A 16,205-nucleotide genomic window follows, 5' to 3' on the forward strand; every position below is an offset into this window, starting at 1 on the left:
CATGAGCTGGGTCGCCGCGGTCGCGCGGTTGCGGGCACGCCGGGAACCCGGTGTGCTCGTGACCGTCGCGGCCGTGCGCGGCCACGCGCCCCGGCGGGCCGGTGCCAAGCTGGTCGTGGGACGGACCGGGACCTGGGGTTCGATCGGCGGCGGCAACATCGAGGCCGTCGCCATCGACCGGGCGCGCGAACTGAGCGGCGCGGCCGATCCGCAGCCGGAGCTGATGGAGTTCGCCCTGAACGACAAGGTCACCAGCCGGCACGGCGTGCAGTGCTGCGGCGGAGCCGTCACCGTGCTGCTCGAACCGCTGCCGGTGGTCCAGGCGGTGGCCGTCTTCGGCGTCGGGCACGTCGGGCTGGAACTGGCGCGCATCCTGGCCCGCCAGGACCTCGACCTGCACCTCGTCGACAGCCGGGCCGACATGCTCACCGGGGAACGGCTCGGTGTGCTCGGCGACGCGGTGGCGCAGGTCCACGTGCACCACACCCCGCTGCTGCCGGAGACGGTGCTCGGGGAGCTGCCGCCCGGCACCCACGTCCTGATCATGACGCACGACCACGCCGAGGACGCCGCGCTGTGCGACGCCGCCCTGCGCACCGACGGTCTCGGCTCCATCGGGCTGATCGGCTCGTCCGCGAAGTGGGCGCGGTTCCGGCAGCGCCTGGCCGCCGAGGGAGGTCACGACGCCGGCACCATCGACCGGATCACGACCCCGATCGGGCTGACCGAGATCACGGGCAAGGAGCCCGCCACGATCGCGGTGAGCGTCGCGGCGGACCTGCTCCGCACCTTCGAGCAGGACCGTCATTGGGCGGTCCCGACCCCGGACGCGGTTCCGGCCCCGGACGCGGTTCCGGTTCCGGTTCCGGTTCCGGACACGATCCCCGAGGTGGCGCTCAGTGCGCGACGGCCCGCGCCGGGCGCCTGAGCAGGTAGCCGGCCGCGGTCAGGACGAGCACCGCCATGCACCCGATGAACACTAGTCCCGCACCTTCCAGCCCGAGGGGTCCTTCCAGTACGCCCACCCCGATCACGGGCAGCGAGATGCCGGTGTACGCCACCAGGAACAGCGTGGAGATCACCGCTGCCCGCTGGTCCGCGGGGGACGCCCCGGCCACCGCGGACAGTGCCCCGCGGAAGGCCAGCCCCTGCCCGAGTCCGCCGACGAGGGCGCTCAGCACCACCAGCGCCAGCAGGTCCCACCACAGCGCGCCCGCGAGGAGCGCCAGCCCGGCGAGGAGCGCGGCGCACCCGAGCGGCAGCGAGCGCTGCACGCCGACGCGTCCGACCACCGACTGCCCGGCGGTCGAGGCGAAGAAGGCCAGTGCGACCACCAGCCCGCTCAGGGCGCGGTTGTGCACGTCCAGGGACTGCGCGAGGAACGCCGGGCTGACGGAGGTGAACACCCCGAGCAGGGCGAATCCCACGAACGCGGCGATCGCGGCCGGTCCGAACACCGCCCGCACCTGTGGGGGCAGAGCGGGCCGCTGCGGTCGTACGGTATTCAGCGGCCGCCGCTCGCGGACCGTCTCCGGGAGCCGGATCAGGACCACCGCCGCACCCGCCACGAGCGCGAGGTGCACCACGAACGGCAGGTACAGCGGCCAGGAGGCGTACTGCGAGAGGACTCCGGCGAGCAGCGGACCGCAGCCCAGTCCGCCCATGTTGGCGGCCGTCGCCACGAGCGTGGCCCGCGAGGCGCCGCCGGGGGGTGCCAGCTCCATCACGTACGCCGTGGCGGCCCCGGTGAACAGGCCGGCGGACAGACCCGACAGCAGCCGTCCCGCGTACAGCCAGGGCATCCCGTCGGCGCACAGGAAACAGACGGCGCTCGCCCCGGCGAACCCGAGCCCCGCCAGCAGCACCGGCCGCCGGCCCACCGCGTCCGAGGCGTTGCCCGCGAGCAGCAGTACGCCGATGACCCCGAAGGCGTACACGGCGTACACCACGGTCACCATCAGCGCGGAGAAGCCGAACTTCTCCTGGTAGAGCCCGTAGAGGGGGGTCGGCAGCGTGGTGCCGGCCATGCAGACGGCGAAGACGGCCCCGCCCAGCAGACACCTGCGCCACCCTTGTCGATCAAGGTCCATGCCGCCGACCGTAACCCGGAAGGCCGGAATCCGCGTCAGTACACCAACTCGTAGGTGACGTCCTTGGGGACCGGGTCCGGTGCGGTGTCGGTGTAGAGGAGCCGGATCGTGGTGAAGCGCCGGAGATCGGGGTGCCCGGGCCAGGCCTGCGGGTTGCTCAGGGTCACCGTGACCGGGTAGGCGTGGAAGCGGCCGGCGGCGCAGTACGGGTGGCAGTCGTTCACCATGTCGGTGCCGGTGGCCGTGGCGCTGCCCGGACCCCAGGTGTCCCATCGGAGGCCGACGAGCCGGTTGTTCCCGTCGCCGCAGGCCAGGAGGTACTCCCGGGGGCGCATCTGGGCCTGCGAGAAGCAATCGACGACCACGACCGGATCCTCTGCGACCGGTGCCCGGGCCGGGGAGGCGGAGGCGGAGCCGCCCGTGTGCGAGGAAGGGGCCGCGGAGACCGGGAGCACGACGGCCGTCATCGCCGCCACCGCGCACAGCAGGGTGGCGGTCCGCGCCTTGCGCCGGGACGCCTTGCGCCGGGACGCGTGTCCGGGGCGGCCACCTGCGGAAACGTTCACGGAAGACCTTCCTCGCCACTCTGCGCGCCGCCGGCACCACCGGGGTATTCCCAGCTTCCCCCATGGGGGTGAAGCCCGCACCCGCGGGAACCGTGCGGGTGCGGGCGCCGGGTCACTTGCGCAGCAGGGCGCAGACGAAGTCCTCCTGGACCTCCCGGACCTGCTCGAGCAGGTCCGGGTTGTTGCTCAGGGACGTCTGCGTGGTGATGGAGAAGGTCAGCGAGCGCCGTCCGTCCGCCGTGGCCGCCGCGAGCTGCGTGTAGCCGGGCGTGTTGCCGGTGTGGCCGTACACCGTTCCGCAGCGCGTGGTGTAGCGGAAGATCGCCAGGCCCGCCTCGGTGCGGCCGGGGCCGGGGGGCTGGGACAGGGCTCCGGGGATGAACGTGAACTGCTGCCGCCGGGTGCGCTCCGAGATCAGGGTGCCGCCCGCGTAGCCGCGGATGAAGGCGGTCAGGTCCTTCGGCGTCGATACGATGCCTCCGGACGCCCAGGCCCCCGAGGCGCCCACGGCCTCGCTGACGTCGACGGGCCCCTCCTGCGGATCGATCTGATAACCGTGGAGGTAGGGCTCGGGCAGCCGGTATCCCTGGGGCAGGCTGGTGGCCCGCAGGCCGAGGGGTTCGTGGACGAGCTCGCGCAGCAGCGTCTCGTACCGGCGTCCGGTGGCGGCCTCGGCCATGAGGGCGACGGCGATGTTGTCGGAGTTGGAGTACGCGTAGCGGCTGCCGGGCCGGAACCCGAGGTCCTCGTCGGCTACGAACTCCAGCAGGCGGCGGGAGTCGAAGCGGTGGCGGGGGTCCTCGGAGACGATGTCGACGAACCCCTGGGAGTTGGAGTAGTCGGGCAAACCGCTGGTGTGATTCAGCAGTTGACGGAGGGTCACTCGATGCCAGGCGGCCGGCTGTCCTGGCAGTACCTCTCCGATCGTGTCGTCGAGGTGCAGCCGGCCGCGGTCGACGAGCCCGAGGGCAACCGCTCCGCTGAAGGCCTTGGCGACGCTGGCGATCCGCATGTGGTCCGTGACCCGCGGCGGCCGGCCGCTCTCCACGTCGGCGACACCCGCCCGGTAGACCTTGGTACGGCCGCCGTCGTGCAGGACGGCGATGACCCCGGGAGGTCCGTCCGGCCGTTCCACCAGCTCCCGCAGCTCCTGCTGGAGGGCGGCTCCGGGAGGCGGATTTCGGTCCGCTCCGGCCTGTGCGGGCTGCACGGAGACCGCGAGCAGGGCGCCGCACGCGGCGGTGGCGGCGGCCAGGCGCAGCGACGGGCGGATCCGGCCGGAGTGGCCGTGCGGGCGTCGGGACACGGAGGTACCTCCCGGGGAAGACGGACGCGGTGGCCCACGATGACAGGGCCCCCGCCGGCACCGGCGGCGACACGGCCACGCACCGGCGGGCCTTGGTCCATCCGGCCCTGACGCTCGCACGCGGGGCCCCGCAGCGGCGGGGCTGCGGGGCTGCGATGCCGCGGAAGGGCACCTGCTGTCCTGACCGCGGCCGCCTGCGCGCCGCCTCCCCGTCGCCGCGGGCGCCCGCCTACCAGACGGGAATGGGCGCGGGCGCCTCCGTGCCGAGGTCCGGTGCGTCGCGGAGTTCGACGGTGGCCCCGGACCGGTGGAGTTCGAGGATCACCAGGGTGTTCTCGCCCGTGCGCCACAGGGGACCCGGTGCGTACAGCGTCTTCTGCGGGCCGCGCTCCCAGAACCGGCCCAGGGCGAAGCCGTTCAGCCAGACCATGCCCTTGGTCCACCCGGGGAGGGCGATGAACGCGTCGGCGGCGCAGTCCAGTTCGACGGTGACCCGGTGGAAGGAAGGGCCGTCCGGGAGCGCGCCGTGTCCGAACCCGAGTCCGGACAGGTCGTCGAGGGGCAGCGGCCTGACCTCCCAGCCGAACTGGAACTGGTTGTCCAGCCTGACCCCGTCGCGGATGCCCTTGCGATCGGCCAGCAGGGGACCGTAGTTGATCCGCCCCTGGTTCTCCACCAGGATGTCGAGCACCGCACCCCCGTCGGGCACGGCGACGGGCAGGGCCGCGAGCGGCTCGTCCCGCTCCAGGAGCCCGATCTCCCGTCCGTCCAGGAAGACTTGGGCCCGGTCGGCCAGCCCGTCGATGCGCAGCGCCGCCTCGGGCAGGGGCCCCCGCAGGCGGGTCCGGTAGTGGATCAGACCCAGGGACTGGCCCGCTTCCTCCATGGTCAGCGGCTCGACGTGGTGCAGGGGCTTGGCGAGTGCGTCCAGGGAGTCGGCCAGCGAGACGCGGCCGTCCACCGAGAGCAGCCGGGGAACCGCGCGCGGGGGCGGAGCCGGGGGTTCGTGGGTGACGGGGCCGGTGTGCCGGGCGATGACCTCGCGGAAGAGGTGGAACTTCCGGGTGAGTTCGCCCGCCTCGCCGACGGGGGCGTCGTAGTCGTAGCTGGTCACGTCGGGCTGGTAGGAGGCGCCGTCGTGGTTCGCGCCGTTCCACCAGCCGAAGTTGGTGCCGCCGTGCCCCATGTAGATGTTCACCGAGGCGCCCGCGGCGAGCAGGCTGTCCAGGGTGGCGGCGGCGTCTTCCGCGTCGCGCGTGTGGTGCGGCTCGCCCCAGTGGTCGAACCAGCCGTGCCAGTACTCGACGCAGACCAGCGGCCCTTGCGGCTGGTAGGTGCGCAGGGTCGCGAGCGAGCTCTCGGGGCGGGAGCCGAAGGTCCCGGTGGTCAGGACGCCGGGGATGCGCCCGCCGAGCTGGAACCCGTGGTCGGCCCCGTCGGTGGTGAACAGCAGGCAGTCCAGGCCCCGTCGGACCAGACCGTCGCGGAGATGTTCCAGATAGCCGGTGTCGTTGCCGAAGCTGCCGTACTCGTTCTCGACGCCCACGGCCACCACCGGCCCGCCCCGGCTGCCGAGGAGGGGCACCAGGACGGGGGCCAGGGTGTCGAACCACGCGTCGACGGCGGCCAGGTACGCGGGGTCGCGGCGGCGGAGCCGGATGGTGCGGTCGGCCAGCAGCCATCCGGGCAGTCCGCCGAAGTCCCATTCGGCGCAGATGTAGGGGCCCGGCCGGACGATGACGTCGAGGCCCAGGTCGCCTGCGGTCCGGATGAAGGCCGCCACGTCGTTCGGCCCGTCGAAGCTGAAGGCGCCGGGGCTGGGCTCGTGGACGTTCCAGGCCACATAGGTCTCGATGGTGTTCACGCCCATCGCGCGCAGGCGCAGCAGGCGGTCGGCCCAGAGGTCCGGGTGGACCCGGAAGTAGTGGATGGCCGCGGAAACGATCCGGTGCGGGCGGCCGTTCCGCAGGAAGCCGGTCTCGTCCGTGGCCAGCGTCGTGATCGACGTCGCGACGGGCGTCGCGGTCGGCGCCGCAGTCGGCGGGTGGGGTGGCTTCACGTGTGCGCTCTCTTTCGGTGACTTCCGGTGGTGCTCGACTCGTCGGCCGATGGGGCTCCGGCAGGAGGAGAGCCCCGCATAGAAAGCGCTTTCTACAGGCCGTGGATCACGCTAAGGCGAAGCGGCCCGAGGGGTCAAGGGGGCTGACCGGGTACCGGATGGCGTAGCGCCTCTGGCTCTCGTTCCGGAGATCGACCAGCATGGGACCAGCGGGACCGGCGGGACCGGCGGACGAGATGGGCACGCATGCGCGCCACTGATGGCAACCAGGATTATCCCTTCGCTGTCACCAACACGGCCGCGGCGCTGTTGGACGGTGCCGGGACGATCGTCGCCTGGACACCGGCCGCCGAAGCCCTTCTGGAGCGCCGGTCCGCAGACGTGTGCGGCCGGCCGGCGCGGGAGCTCCTGGCAGACGCGGGCAGCTGGGAAGCGCTTCTGGCTCGGGGCGGAGAGGGAGGCGAGGCGGGGTGGGAGGGCCGGGCCGCGGTACGGCACGGCTCGGGAGGCGAGCTGGAGATCGGCTTCCGCGTCGTTCCGCTGAACGACGGCACGCGGGGGACGCCGGGCCGCTTCCTCGTACTCGGCGCCCCCGTGGAGCTCGTCGCCCGATGGCGGCAGGACCACGCCTTCACGCACGAACTGTTCCTGCAGGGCCGCGTGGGCCTGGCCGTCTTCGACGCGGACCTGCGCCTGCTCCGGACGAACACGCACCTGCTGCCGTACACCGGGGTACCCGTCGACCTGACCGGCCGGCGCCTGGCCGACTTCCTGTGGGCCGAGGACGCGCGGGTCATCGACGACCGGCTGCGGGAGGTGCTGCGCAGCGGGAACCCCCTGATCGGTTTCAACGCGACCGCGCGCACCCTGGACGACTCGAGGGGCGGCCGGGTCGTGACCATCCAGGCGTTCCGGCTGCAGGAACCCGACGCACGTCCGATGGGTGTGGCGGCGGTGTTCACGGACGTCACCGACCACGAGCGGTCGCGCGGGCGCCTGGACCTGCTGTACCGCGCGACGGGCGCGCTGGGCGGTTCGCTGTCCGTCCTGCGCACCGTCGAGGACCTGGTCGCCATCCTGGCGCCCGCGTTCGGCGATTGCGCCGCGGTGGATCTCGCCGAGACCGTCCTGACCGGCGGCGAGCCGGCCGCCGACGGGCATCCCGTTCCGCCCCTGATCCGGATGGCCGTCGCGGGAGCGGCGGCGGACGTGCTGCGCACGGGCACGGCCCGCTTCACCACTCCTCTCGGGGCGGGCGTGCCCGGCCCGCCCGCGGCGCGGGAGGGCCGGGGGGAACTGGCCACCGGGCTCGGAGCCAGGTCCGCGGGGACCGGGGACGATGCCGCCCCCCAGTGGGCGACCGCCGTGCCGGACGCGCATTCGGCGATGACGGCGCCGCTGTCCGCGCGGGGCATCGGGTTCGGAAGGATCACGCTCTGGCGCACGGGGGACGCTCCCCCGCTGGACGAGGACGACCTGGTACTTCTGGAGGAGATCGCCGCCCGTGCGGCCGTCGCCGTGGACAACGCCCGGCGGTACACCAAGGAACGCCGCACCGCCGTGGGCTTGCAGCGCAGCCTCCTGCCGCCTGCCACCTCGGAGACCCCCGCCCTCGAAGCCGCCGGCCTCTACCTGCCCGCCGACGCGGACAGCGGAGTGGGCGGCGACTGGTTCGACGTCATCCCCCTGTCCTCCGCCCGGGTCGCCCTGGTGGTCGGGGACGTCGCCGGTCACGGGCTGCACGCCACGGCCATGATGGGACGCCTGCGCAGCGCCGTACGCGCGATGGCGGACCTGGAACTGGAACCCGAGGAACTGCTGGCACACGTCGACGACATGGTCCTGCAGGTCGCCGCCGAGGCGGAGAGCGACGACGCGGAGGACGGCGACGCGGGCACGCTGCTGCGCGGCGGACCGGCCGGTGCCACCTGCCTCTACGCCGTCTACGACCCGATCACCCGAAGGTGCGTCATGGCGAGTGCCGGACACCCGCCTCCGGCCGTGGTCGGCCCGGATGGAACCGTGGAGTACGTCGAGCTGAGCCCCGGCCCGCCCCTGGGGGTCGGCGGCTGGCCCTTCGAGCCGGTGGAACGCGACCTGCCCCCGGGGAGCGTCCTCGCCCTGTACACCGACGGCCTCATCGAACGCGGAGCCGGGGACATCGACGAGGGGATGCGCGACCTGGCGGACCGGCTGCTGCGCGCGGACGTACTCGGCCGGCCCCTGCGTCAGGCCCGGCACGACATCGTGGAAGGGCTGCCGCCGGGCCGGCTGCGGGACGACGTCACCCTCCTGCTGGCCCGTACCCGGGTGGTGGACGACGGTTCCGTCGCGACGTGGCTGCTCGACGCCGACCCGGCGGTCGTCGGCGACGCGCGCCATCTCGTCCTGGACCAGCTGACCGCCTGGGACCTCGACGAGCTCGCCTTCAGCACGGAGCTCATCGTCAGCGAGCTGGTCACCAACTCCATTCGCCACGCCGGTGGCCAGGTCCGGCTCCGGCTGATCCGGGCGGACACCCTGACGTGCGAAGTCTCGGACTCCAGCAACACGCAGCCGAGGATGCGTCGCGCGAGGAGCCACGAGGAAGGCGGCCGCGGCCTGTACATCGTCGCCCAGCTCTCGCACCGCTGGGGCAGCCGCTACACCGTGGGAGGCAAGACCGTCTGGTCCGAGCAGAACCTGCCCCCGGCCTGACGGGCCGGTCGCCGCGGAGGACCGGGCCGCCGCACCGGGCCCGGACCGCCGCGGTGGTGCCCCCGGGTCGCACGCGCCGGGGGCACCCTTGCGTCCGGCGCTACGGAGACGCGGCCACCGGCATGACGTGGCCCAGCAGACCTTCCCGCACGTAAGGCCCTTCGCAGTCGGCCCTGTTGGAGACGAAGTGGTCGAACACGGAAGGCACGTAGCACCGGTAGAGGGGCACCGAGCCCGGCACCGCCTTGGCGTAGACGTATCCGACCGCGCCGAGGGGCTGTTGGCCCTCGCACCCCGCGTCGGCGGTCAGCAGCGAATGGTTCGCCACCTTGCACTCGTAGAGCCGGACGGTGCCGGGCGCGGGATCCCGCAGCACCTTCCAGACCCCCTCGTGGGTGAACCCGGCGGGCAGGGAGCGCGAGGACGCCAAGTGCCCTGCGTGGGGGCGGTAGCCGCGGACCATCGGGACGTAGGGGGTGGTGTGACCGTCGGCCCCTTCCCAAGTGCGCAGGTAGCCCTCGGCTCCCCGCATGAGCTCGTCCACCACGTCCTGGCCGCCGGTGACCCGGATGTCCTCGATCCAGTCGGGTACGAGGCCGTAGTGGGTGCCGCCGCCGTCGGTGTTGACGTCCCAGACGCGCGAGCCGGTGACCTGCCGGTCGAGGACCGATCCGCCGTCGGGGCTGCGGAACGGGTAGCGGACGGGGTTCCCGGCCGGGGCCCGGGGGCCGGGGAGCCAGGCGAAGCCGTTCATGTCGGTGCCGATGCCGTACCCGGCGCCGTACTCGGCGCGCAGGGCGGCGTGCCTGCGCGCTTCCGCGGCGAACGCGGGCGCCTCGTACATGTGGCCCGTGATGAAGCCGCCCAGGCGGTAGACCCGCTCGGTCCAGTTGTCGTCCATCCAGCCGTGGGTGGACAGTACGCCGGAGTAGCGTTCGGCTTCGAGCACGCGCAGTGCCCGGTCGGCCGCCTTGACGCTCATGTGGTCGATCTCCAGCATCATGTTGCGCCTGGTCATGCCCAGCACCGCGTACTCGCCCAGGGCGGTGAGACCCCGGCGGTTGCACTGTGCGGCTCGCAAGGAGGCGCCGTAATCCGGCAGTTCGACTCCTTCCGGCAGGGCGCCCCGGATCCGGGCCTCCGCCTCCGCGTCCGCGTCCGCATCCGCCGTCGAGGTGCCGGCTTTCCCGGCCGTCACGGCGGCGCCCGCCTCCTCGTGACCCCCGGCGGCCAGCCCGAAGCCGATCGGGTTGTCGTGCTCGGCGCCGGGGCAGGGCTCCGTACTCCAGAAGGTGCCCGTCGACAGGAACTGGCCGACGTTGATGGCCATCCCCTGGGTTCCCGAGTCGAACCGGACGCCGCACAGGGCGTTGTCGAACTTGTGGCACAGGAACATGCTGCGCACGCCCAGCCGGTGCAGTTCGTCGAGGCCGCGGTCGATGTCGGCCATGGTGCAGCGGGCGCCGTCCAGCACCTGCTTGCAGCCGAACGGTTCGGAGGTCTCCACTCCGAGGACGACGGCGAGCTTGCCCTCCTGGATGACCGTGCGGGCCTGTTCGGGCTCGGTGACGACCCGGAACCAGCCCTTGCCCGCGCCGCCGTACATGGCGTCGACGAAGTCCTGGAGCTCGTAGGTCTTCTGGATCTGGAGCCTGATCGCGGACATCTCGTCACAGCCGCGGTCCTTGAAGAAGTAGAGCGAGCAGATGACGCCGTTGGTGACCATGTCGTTCACCAGGATCCGCTGGCCGCCCCGCCAGGCCCGCTCCACCCAGGCGTAGTACGTCTGCTGGTGGGTGGCGGAGTCGTGGGCCGGCCAGTCGCGGAACGTCGGCCAGCCGGTCGGGTCGTGCCGGCCGTCACCGCCCTTGGTGATCATGTCGAAGAGGGCGAGGACGCCGTTCGGGTAGTGCTCGGGGCAGTCCTTGAGGGCGTCCGCCGCCCCCGCCGTGGAGAAGACCTTTCCGCAGACCAGCCGTCCTCCGAAGCCCTCGTCGGACATCAGGTGCACGTGCCCGTCGACGTATCCGCGGACCCGGCCCTGGGTATCGGTCCCGGTGAACGGTTCCCCCGAGACATTGACCTGCGAGTCCGGGGCCGGGCGCGCCACGGGCTCCCACCATCGCGATCCGGCCGCCGCCCCGGCGGCAGGGGGGCCGAGCAGCAGGGTGATCAGTGCGAGGACCAGGCCGGTCAGCAGGTACCGGCTCCGCCCGGGGGCTCTTCGTCGGTTCATCCCCATCCCTTCCTTCTTCATGACGCGTCCATGACATGGCGTGGGTGCGGACCAAGGCCGAAGGCCGAGGACGACCCTAGGAGCCGCACGCGGCGCCGTCATTGACTTCGGCGGCCAACCCGTTGACTCTCCGGACCGGCCCCGGCGCCGCCCCGCGGGCGGTGTTGACGGGGACCGCGCGCCCGCATTGACTGACCGATGTGTCAGCCATCGAGCCGCCCTCCGTCACCGCGTGCTACGCCCTCGCCGTCCTGAGCGCCACGGCGGAGGGCACCGGCAGGCCGGGCCCCCGGACCCCGCCCACGGACCGGCTCGCCGTCGGCGAGATGCGCGCCCTGTGGGACGAAGTGCTCGGCGCCGTGGGCGCCGGCCCGCACACCGGGCTCCTCGTGGGCGACCGCATCCGGCCCGAGGGCCTGCACATCCTGGGCCACCTCGTCCTCACCTGCGCCAGCCTCGCGGACGCCGCGCGGGCGGCCGAGCGCTACCACTCCCTGGTGAGCCCGTCGGGCACGGTGACCCTGCACCGCAGGGACGGCGTCGGCCGGGTCCGCTACCGGCCGGCCGTCGACCCGGCGGCCATGCACCCCCAGCGGGTGGAGGCGATCGTCAGCAGCATGGTGCGGGCGGGCCGCTGGATCGCCGGCGACGGCTGGGCGCCCCTGGCCGTGTCCTTCACCCACCCCCGCGGGGGCTCCGCGGAGCCCTATGCCCGCGTCCTCGGCTGCCCCGTCTCCTTCGACGCCCCGGAGACCGCGATCACGGTCGCCGACGAGGACCTCGACCGGCGCCGGCCCCTCTACGACCCGGCGCTCGACGCCCTGCACCGCGCCTACGCCGACCGGCTCCTGCACCGGCTGTCCGCGCCCGTGACCGTCGCGGAGCGCGTACGGCAGTGGCTGGAAGTCGCCGCCCTCGAGGACGCGGGCCCCGAGGGCCCCGCCAGGGAGCTCAGCCTCAGCGTCCGGACGCTGCGCAGGTCCCTGCAGGCGGAGGGCACGTCGTGGCGCGCGCTCCTCGACAGCGCCCGCCACGGCCGGGCCGGGCGGCTGCTGGAGACCACGGACCTGCCGCTGGACCGGGTCGCCCCCCTCGTCGGCCTGAGCGGCGCGACGGCCCTGGTCCGTGCCTTCAACCGGTGGGAGGGCATGCCTCCGGGGGCCTACAGGAGCCGGCACCGGCCCGTGTCCGCGGATCCCGAGGGGGCCGGCCGCGGGTGAGAAGGGTCACCGCGGGCGGCGCCCCGCCCGGCCGGCTCCGTTGCTAGATTGTCCGGCGGCCGACCCATGGCCCCGGACGAGATGCGCCGTACCCGGTTACGCACGACGACGCGCGAGGTGCCGCACGAGCGGCGCCTTCCGCTGTCCGCACCCGGGCAGCGTCCTCGTCGAGCAAGATGGGCCGAACGCCATGACCGTGCCACTCACCCGCAGCCTGTACCGGACGACCGCGCACGCCGCCGGCGGCCGCACCGGAACCGTCCGCACCGACGACGGGCGCCTGGACGTCCGCCTCGCCCCGCCGCGCAAGAAGGTCCCGGGCACCACCAACCCCGAGCAGCTGTTCGCCGCCGGTTTCGCCGCCTGCTTCACCTCCGCGCTGGCGGAGGTCGCCGCCGAGTTCGGGGCGGACGCCTCCGCCGCGCGCGTGGCGTGCGAAGTGCAGCTCGGCACCACGGACACGCCCGCCGGCTACGGCCTCGCGGTGTCCCTGACCGTCAGCCTGCCCGGCTGGCGGGCCGCGGACCTCCAGCCGCTGCTGCACCGGGCGGACGCGGTCTGCCCCTACTCCCAGGCCGTACGCGGCAACGTACCGCTGACCCTGCTGGCCCTGGACGACCCGGCGTCCGCCGATGGGGCCTGAGCAGCCGGTACGGTGACGGCATGAGCGGATCCCGGCGCCTGGTGCGCACCTGGGAGGTCTTCCCCGGCTCGGGTTACTCGACCGCGTGGGTCGACCTCACCCAGGGCGCCTTGACCGCGCGCGGGCGCTCCGTCGGGCTGGACCCCGAACCGTACTGGCTGACGTACAGCCTCGAAACCTCCGATGGCTACGTGACCTCGCGCCTCCACGTGACGGTCGAGACCGCGGCGTCGACCCGGGAACTGGACCTTCGGGGCGACCGCGGACGCTGGACCGTGGACGGCGCGCACCGCCCCGATCTCGACGGCGCCGTCGACTGCGACCTGGGCCTCTGCCCGATGACCAACACCATGCCCGTCCTCCGCCACGGCCTGCACCGGCGGCCCGGAACCGGACCGCACCACTTCCTCATGGCCTGGGTTTCGGTCCCGGACCTCGCCGTCGGCGCGAACCGGCAGACGTACACGCCTCTCGCGCGCGACGACCGCGGCGCGCGCGTCCGCTACGAATCCGACGGCTTCCGCGCGGACATCGGCTTCGACGACGACGGACTGGTCCTGGACTACCCGTCTCTGGCGGCCCCGCTCACAGCATGACGTGCTTGACCTGGGTGTAGTCCAGGAGGCCGGACAGGGAGAGGTCGCTGCCGTAGCCGGAGTGCTTGACTCCGCCATGGGGCATCTCGGAGACCGTCGTGCCGTGGGTGTTCACCCAGACGATGCCGGTGTGCAGGGCGCGGGTGGCGCGCATCGCGCGATCGTGGTCGGTGGTCCACACGCTCGCGGCCAGGCCGAAGCGCACTGCGTTGGCGAGGTGCAGGGCCTCGGGCTCGTCCGCGAAGGACTGGACGGTCACGACGGGTCCGAAGACCTCCTCCTGCACGATCTCGTCGTCCTGGCGGACGCCCGCGACCACGGTCGGCTCGTGGAAGAAGCCGGGGCGCGCGATCCGGCCGCCGCCGGTGACGATCCTGGCGTGGGACGGCAGGCGGTCCAGCAGTCCCCGTACGGAGGCGAGTTGGGCGGTGTTGTTGAGGGGGCCGAAGTCGGCGCCGGCGCGGAGCCCGGCCGCCTCGGCGGCGAAGGCCGCGAGGAACGCGTCGTGGATCCGGCGGTGGACCAGGAGCCGGGTGGGCGCGGTGCAGTCCTGGCCGGCGTTGTAGTAGGCGACCGCGGCGAGGGCGGCGGCGGTCGCCTTCACGTCCACGTCCTCGTGGACGATGACGGGGGCGTTGCCGCCGAGTTCCAGGTGGACCCGCTTGAGGCCGGCCGCGGCGGCCGCCGCGATCTCCTGTCCGGCCCGGACGCTGCCGGTGACGGCGATCAGGGCGACCGCCGGATGGGCGGTGAGGGCGCGGCCGGTGTCGCGGTCTCCGCAGACGACGTTGAGCACGCCCGGCGGCAGGTGTTCCGCGGCGATGCGGGCCAGCAGCACGGACGAGGAGGGGGTGGTGTCGGCAGGCTTGAGCACCGTGGTGTTGCCTGCGGCGATGGCCGGAGCGACCTTCCACGCGGCCATCATCAGCGGATAGTTCCAGGGGGTGATCTGCGCGCAGACCCCGACCGGCTCGCGGCGCAGAACGGAGGTGCGGCCCTCGGTGTACTCGCCCGCGGCGGCGCCCGGGAGGTTCCGCGCGGCTCCGGCGAAGTAGCGGAAGCTGTCGGCGATCCCGGGGAGCTCATCGTCCCTGAACTGCCCGGCGGGCTTGCCTGTGTCCCCGGTCTCGGCGGCGGTGAAGGCCTCCGCGTGCTCCTCGATGGCGTCGGCGATGCCGAGGAGGGCGCGCTGTCGCTCCGCCGGGGTGGTGGTGGACCAGTGCCCGTACGCGGCCGCCGCCGCGAGGCAGGCCGCGTCCGTGTCGGCGGGGCCCGAGCGCGGGGCGTGGCGGTGCACGCGGCCGGTGGCGGGGTCGGTGAGGGCCATGGCCGCACCCGAGGCGGCCGGCCGGTCCACTCCCCCGATGTGGTTGCGCAGGGGCCCGACGTGATCGTGCAGGGGCCCGATGTGGTCGTGCGGGGTGTCAGCCACGGCGCAGGGCCTCCTCGGCGGCGGCGCGTCCGGTGCGTACGGCGCCTTCCATGTAGCCGGCCACCCACTGGTCGGATCCGCACAGGTAGAAGGGGGGTTCGTGGGTGCCGTGCCGCGGGCCGACGGCCATGACGTCTCCGGGGGTCCACTGGGTGACGTAGCCCTGGGTCCACGGGTCGGTGCCCCACAAGCGGGTGAACGTGGCGAGCGGCCGGTTCGCCTCGTCGCCGTAGAGGCGCGCGATGTCGGCCAGCAGTTCGGCGGTGCGCAGGGGGACGGGCGTACCGAGGAGCACGCCGTAGCGTTCGGGCGGGACGAGGGCGGAGAGGATGCCTTCGCTCTGCGGCCAGGTGCTGCCGAGGATCCCTTCGCTTTCGGAGAGGCCGCTGAGGCCCCGGTCGCGCCAGAAGGGCCGGGCGTACGCGGCGGTGAACTTGGCTGCGAGCGCGTGGCGCTGGCGGTGCAGGGAGGAGAGGCGCTCGTCGGAGACTCCGGTGACGGCGACCGAGCGGAGCGGGCCGGCCGGGAGGGCGCTGACCACGGCGGCGGCGGTGAGGGTTTCGCCGCCGGCCAGGCGTACGGAGCTGCGGCCGGGCCGCCGTACCGCGACCTGCTCGACGGGTGAGCCCGTACGGATCCGGCCGCCGAGGGCCTCGGCCATGCGCAGGGCCAAGGTCGCCGAGCCCTCGGCGACGCGCAGGCCCTCCCACGCCTCGTACTCGTAGTGACCGGCGCCGGGTACGGCGGCGTGTTTGCGGAGGGCCGCGAGCAGGGAGGTCCGTTCGCAGGAGCCGTCGGCGAGGGCGAGTTGGCCGATCTCCCAGAGGCGTACGACGGCCTGGGTGGCGCCCTGGGCGCGGAGCCAGTCGCCGACCGACAGCCTGTCAAGGTGCGCGGCGTCGGGGTGGGACCAGGGGTCGGCCGGGTCGACGGTGGCGGCGAGCGCGGTGAAGGCCGTGGTGACCTTCGCGTGGCAGGCGTCGTCGCCGGGGCCGAACCAGTGGGGCGGGTCCGTGGCGGAGACTCCTTCGGGGGTGGCGCGGATGAGGGCGCCGGGCTCGGCGACGTAGCTGGGGACCAGAGTGAGGCCCAGTTCCGCGGCGAGGCCGATGTAGGCGGTGTGGGCCCGGCCCACCACCTCCCCGCCGAGCTGGACCAGCCGGCCGTCGGGGAGGGTGGTCTGCTCGACGCGGCCGCCGACACGGTCGCGGGCCTCGACGACGAGGACGTCGGCCCCGCCCGCGGCCAGGTCGCGCGCGGCGGCGAGACCTGCCAGTCCGGCGCCGAGCACGATGACGTCGTGGTTCATGGAGTGTGCTTCCTTCGGTCGGTGCCGGGTGGCAGCGGGAGGGCGACGGGA

Annotated in this window: 12 protein-coding genes and 1 riboswitch; of the genes, 5 read left to right on the top strand and 7 right to left on the bottom strand. The window is 73.6% G+C overall.

Annotation, left to right across the window (positions count from 1 at the left end; genetic code table 11):
* The first annotated feature begins 1 nt into the window (after window position 1).
* Window positions 2-928: a xanthine dehydrogenase accessory protein XdhC gene (xdhC, locus tag ACFYM0_RS12295; RefSeq protein WP_388499831.1), complete on the top strand. Its 927-nt coding sequence runs from the start codon at window positions 2-4 to the stop codon at window positions 926-928.
* Here xdhC and ACFYM0_RS12300 read toward each other — a convergent pair.
* The 4 genes from ACFYM0_RS12300 to ACFYM0_RS12315 form a co-directional block, all read right to left on the bottom strand.
* The gene (locus ACFYM0_RS12300) at window positions 897-2,090 is read right to left on the bottom strand and encodes an MFS transporter (protein ID WP_388499834.1); all 1,194 of its coding nucleotides are present in this window, start codon (window positions 2,088-2,090) and stop codon (window positions 897-899) included. The two genes, xdhC and ACFYM0_RS12300, sit on opposite strands and share 32 nt — an antisense overlap.
* Window positions 2,091-2,125: 35 nt before the next feature.
* Window positions 2,126-2,656, bottom strand: a complete 531-nt coding sequence (locus ACFYM0_RS12305; protein WP_388499836.1) for a hypothetical protein — start codon at window positions 2,654-2,656, stop codon at window positions 2,126-2,128.
* A 112-nt stretch (window positions 2,657-2,768) separates the two neighbouring features.
* A complete protein-coding gene (locus ACFYM0_RS12310; protein WP_388499838.1) occupies window positions 2,769-3,962 on the bottom strand; it encodes a serine hydrolase domain-containing protein in 1,194 nt (397 codons plus the stop codon).
* Window positions 3,963-4,191: 229 nt separating this feature from the next.
* Window positions 4,192-6,021 carry a beta-galactosidase family protein gene (locus tag ACFYM0_RS12315; protein ID WP_388499841.1) on the bottom strand — a complete coding sequence of 610 codons (1,830 nt, stop codon included), beginning with the start codon at window positions 6,019-6,021 and terminating at the stop codon, window positions 4,192-4,194.
* 246 nt (window positions 6,022-6,267) lie between these two features.
* Here ACFYM0_RS12315 and ACFYM0_RS12320 point away from each other — a divergent pair, with 246 nt between their 5' ends.
* On the top strand, window positions 6,268-8,718 hold the full coding sequence (locus ACFYM0_RS12320; RefSeq protein WP_388499843.1) for a SpoIIE family protein phosphatase: 2,451 nt from the start codon (window positions 6,268-6,270) through the stop codon (window positions 8,716-8,718).
* Between the two features lie 100 nt (window positions 8,719-8,818).
* Here ACFYM0_RS12320 and ACFYM0_RS12325 read toward each other — a convergent pair whose 3' ends face one another.
* Entirely contained in the window at window positions 8,819-10,954 is a 2,136-nt protein-coding gene (locus tag ACFYM0_RS12325) for a hypothetical protein (protein WP_388499844.1), read from the bottom strand.
* Window positions 10,955-11,154: 200 nt separating this feature from the next.
* Here ACFYM0_RS12325 and ACFYM0_RS12330 point away from each other — a divergent pair, with 200 nt between their 5' ends.
* From ACFYM0_RS12330 to ACFYM0_RS12340, 3 genes are all read left to right on the top strand, one after another.
* A complete protein-coding gene (locus tag ACFYM0_RS12330; protein WP_388499846.1) occupies window positions 11,155-12,174 on the top strand; it encodes an AraC family transcriptional regulator ligand-binding domain-containing protein in 1,020 nt (339 codons plus the stop codon).
* A gap of 52 nt (window positions 12,175-12,226) precedes the next feature.
* Window positions 12,227-12,289: riboswitch (guanidine-III (ykkC-III) riboswitch) on the top strand.
* 75 nt (window positions 12,290-12,364) lie between these two features.
* Window positions 12,365-12,817 (top strand): Ohr family peroxiredoxin, encoded by a 453-nt coding sequence (locus ACFYM0_RS12335; RefSeq protein WP_388499849.1) that lies wholly within the window; start codon window positions 12,365-12,367, stop codon window positions 12,815-12,817.
* A gap of 20 nt (window positions 12,818-12,837) precedes the next feature.
* Window positions 12,838-13,413: a putative glycolipid-binding domain-containing protein gene (locus ACFYM0_RS12340; RefSeq protein WP_388499851.1), complete on the top strand. Its 576-nt coding sequence runs from the start codon at window positions 12,838-12,840 to the stop codon at window positions 13,411-13,413.
* On the opposite strand, the gene ACFYM0_RS12345 is transcribed toward ACFYM0_RS12340, so the two are convergent.
* Both ACFYM0_RS12345 and ACFYM0_RS12350 read right to left on the bottom strand, forming a co-directional pair.
* Window positions 13,403-14,740, bottom strand: a complete 1,338-nt coding sequence (locus ACFYM0_RS12345; protein WP_388500219.1) for an aminobutyraldehyde dehydrogenase — start codon at window positions 14,738-14,740, stop codon at window positions 13,403-13,405. The two genes, ACFYM0_RS12340 and ACFYM0_RS12345, sit on opposite strands and share 11 nt — an antisense overlap.
* A gap of 97 nt (window positions 14,741-14,837) precedes the next feature.
* Window positions 14,838-16,154 (bottom strand): flavin monoamine oxidase family protein, encoded by a 1,317-nt coding sequence (locus tag ACFYM0_RS12350; protein WP_388499853.1) that lies wholly within the window; start codon window positions 16,152-16,154, stop codon window positions 14,838-14,840.
* Window positions 16,155-16,205 lie beyond the last annotated feature (51 nt).

Origin of the sequence: Streptomyces sp. NPDC006487, from assembly GCF_042870555.1 — a bacterium.
GTDB lineage: Bacteria > Actinomycetota > Actinomycetes > Streptomycetales > Streptomycetaceae > Streptomyces.

Coding starts and splice junctions, on each gene's coding strand:
- ACFYM0_RS12340 (WP_388499851.1), top strand. CDS start 12,838: ATGAGCGGATCCCGGCGCCTGGTGCGCACCTGGGAGGTCTTCCCCGGC.
- ACFYM0_RS12350 (WP_388499853.1), bottom strand. CDS start 16,154: ATGAACCACGACGTCATCGTGCTCGGCGCCGGACTGGCAGGTCTCGCC.
- ACFYM0_RS12300 (WP_388499834.1), bottom strand. CDS start 2,090: ATGGACCTTGATCGACAAGGGTGGCGCAGGTGTCTGCTGGGCGGGGCC.
- ACFYM0_RS12325 (WP_388499844.1), bottom strand. CDS start 10,954: ATGAACCGACGAAGAGCCCCCGGGCGGAGCCGGTACCTGCTGACCGGC.
- ACFYM0_RS12320 (WP_388499843.1), top strand. CDS start 6,268: ATGCGCGCCACTGATGGCAACCAGGATTATCCCTTCGCTGTCACCAAC.
- ACFYM0_RS12345 (WP_388500219.1), bottom strand. CDS start 14,740: ATGGCCCTCACCGACCCCGCCACCGGCCGCGTGCACCGCCACGCCCCG.
- ACFYM0_RS12335 (WP_388499849.1), top strand. CDS start 12,365: ATGACCGTGCCACTCACCCGCAGCCTGTACCGGACGACCGCGCACGCC.
- xdhC (WP_388499831.1), top strand. CDS start 2: ATGAGCTGGGTCGCCGCGGTCGCGCGGTTGCGGGCACGCCGGGAACCC.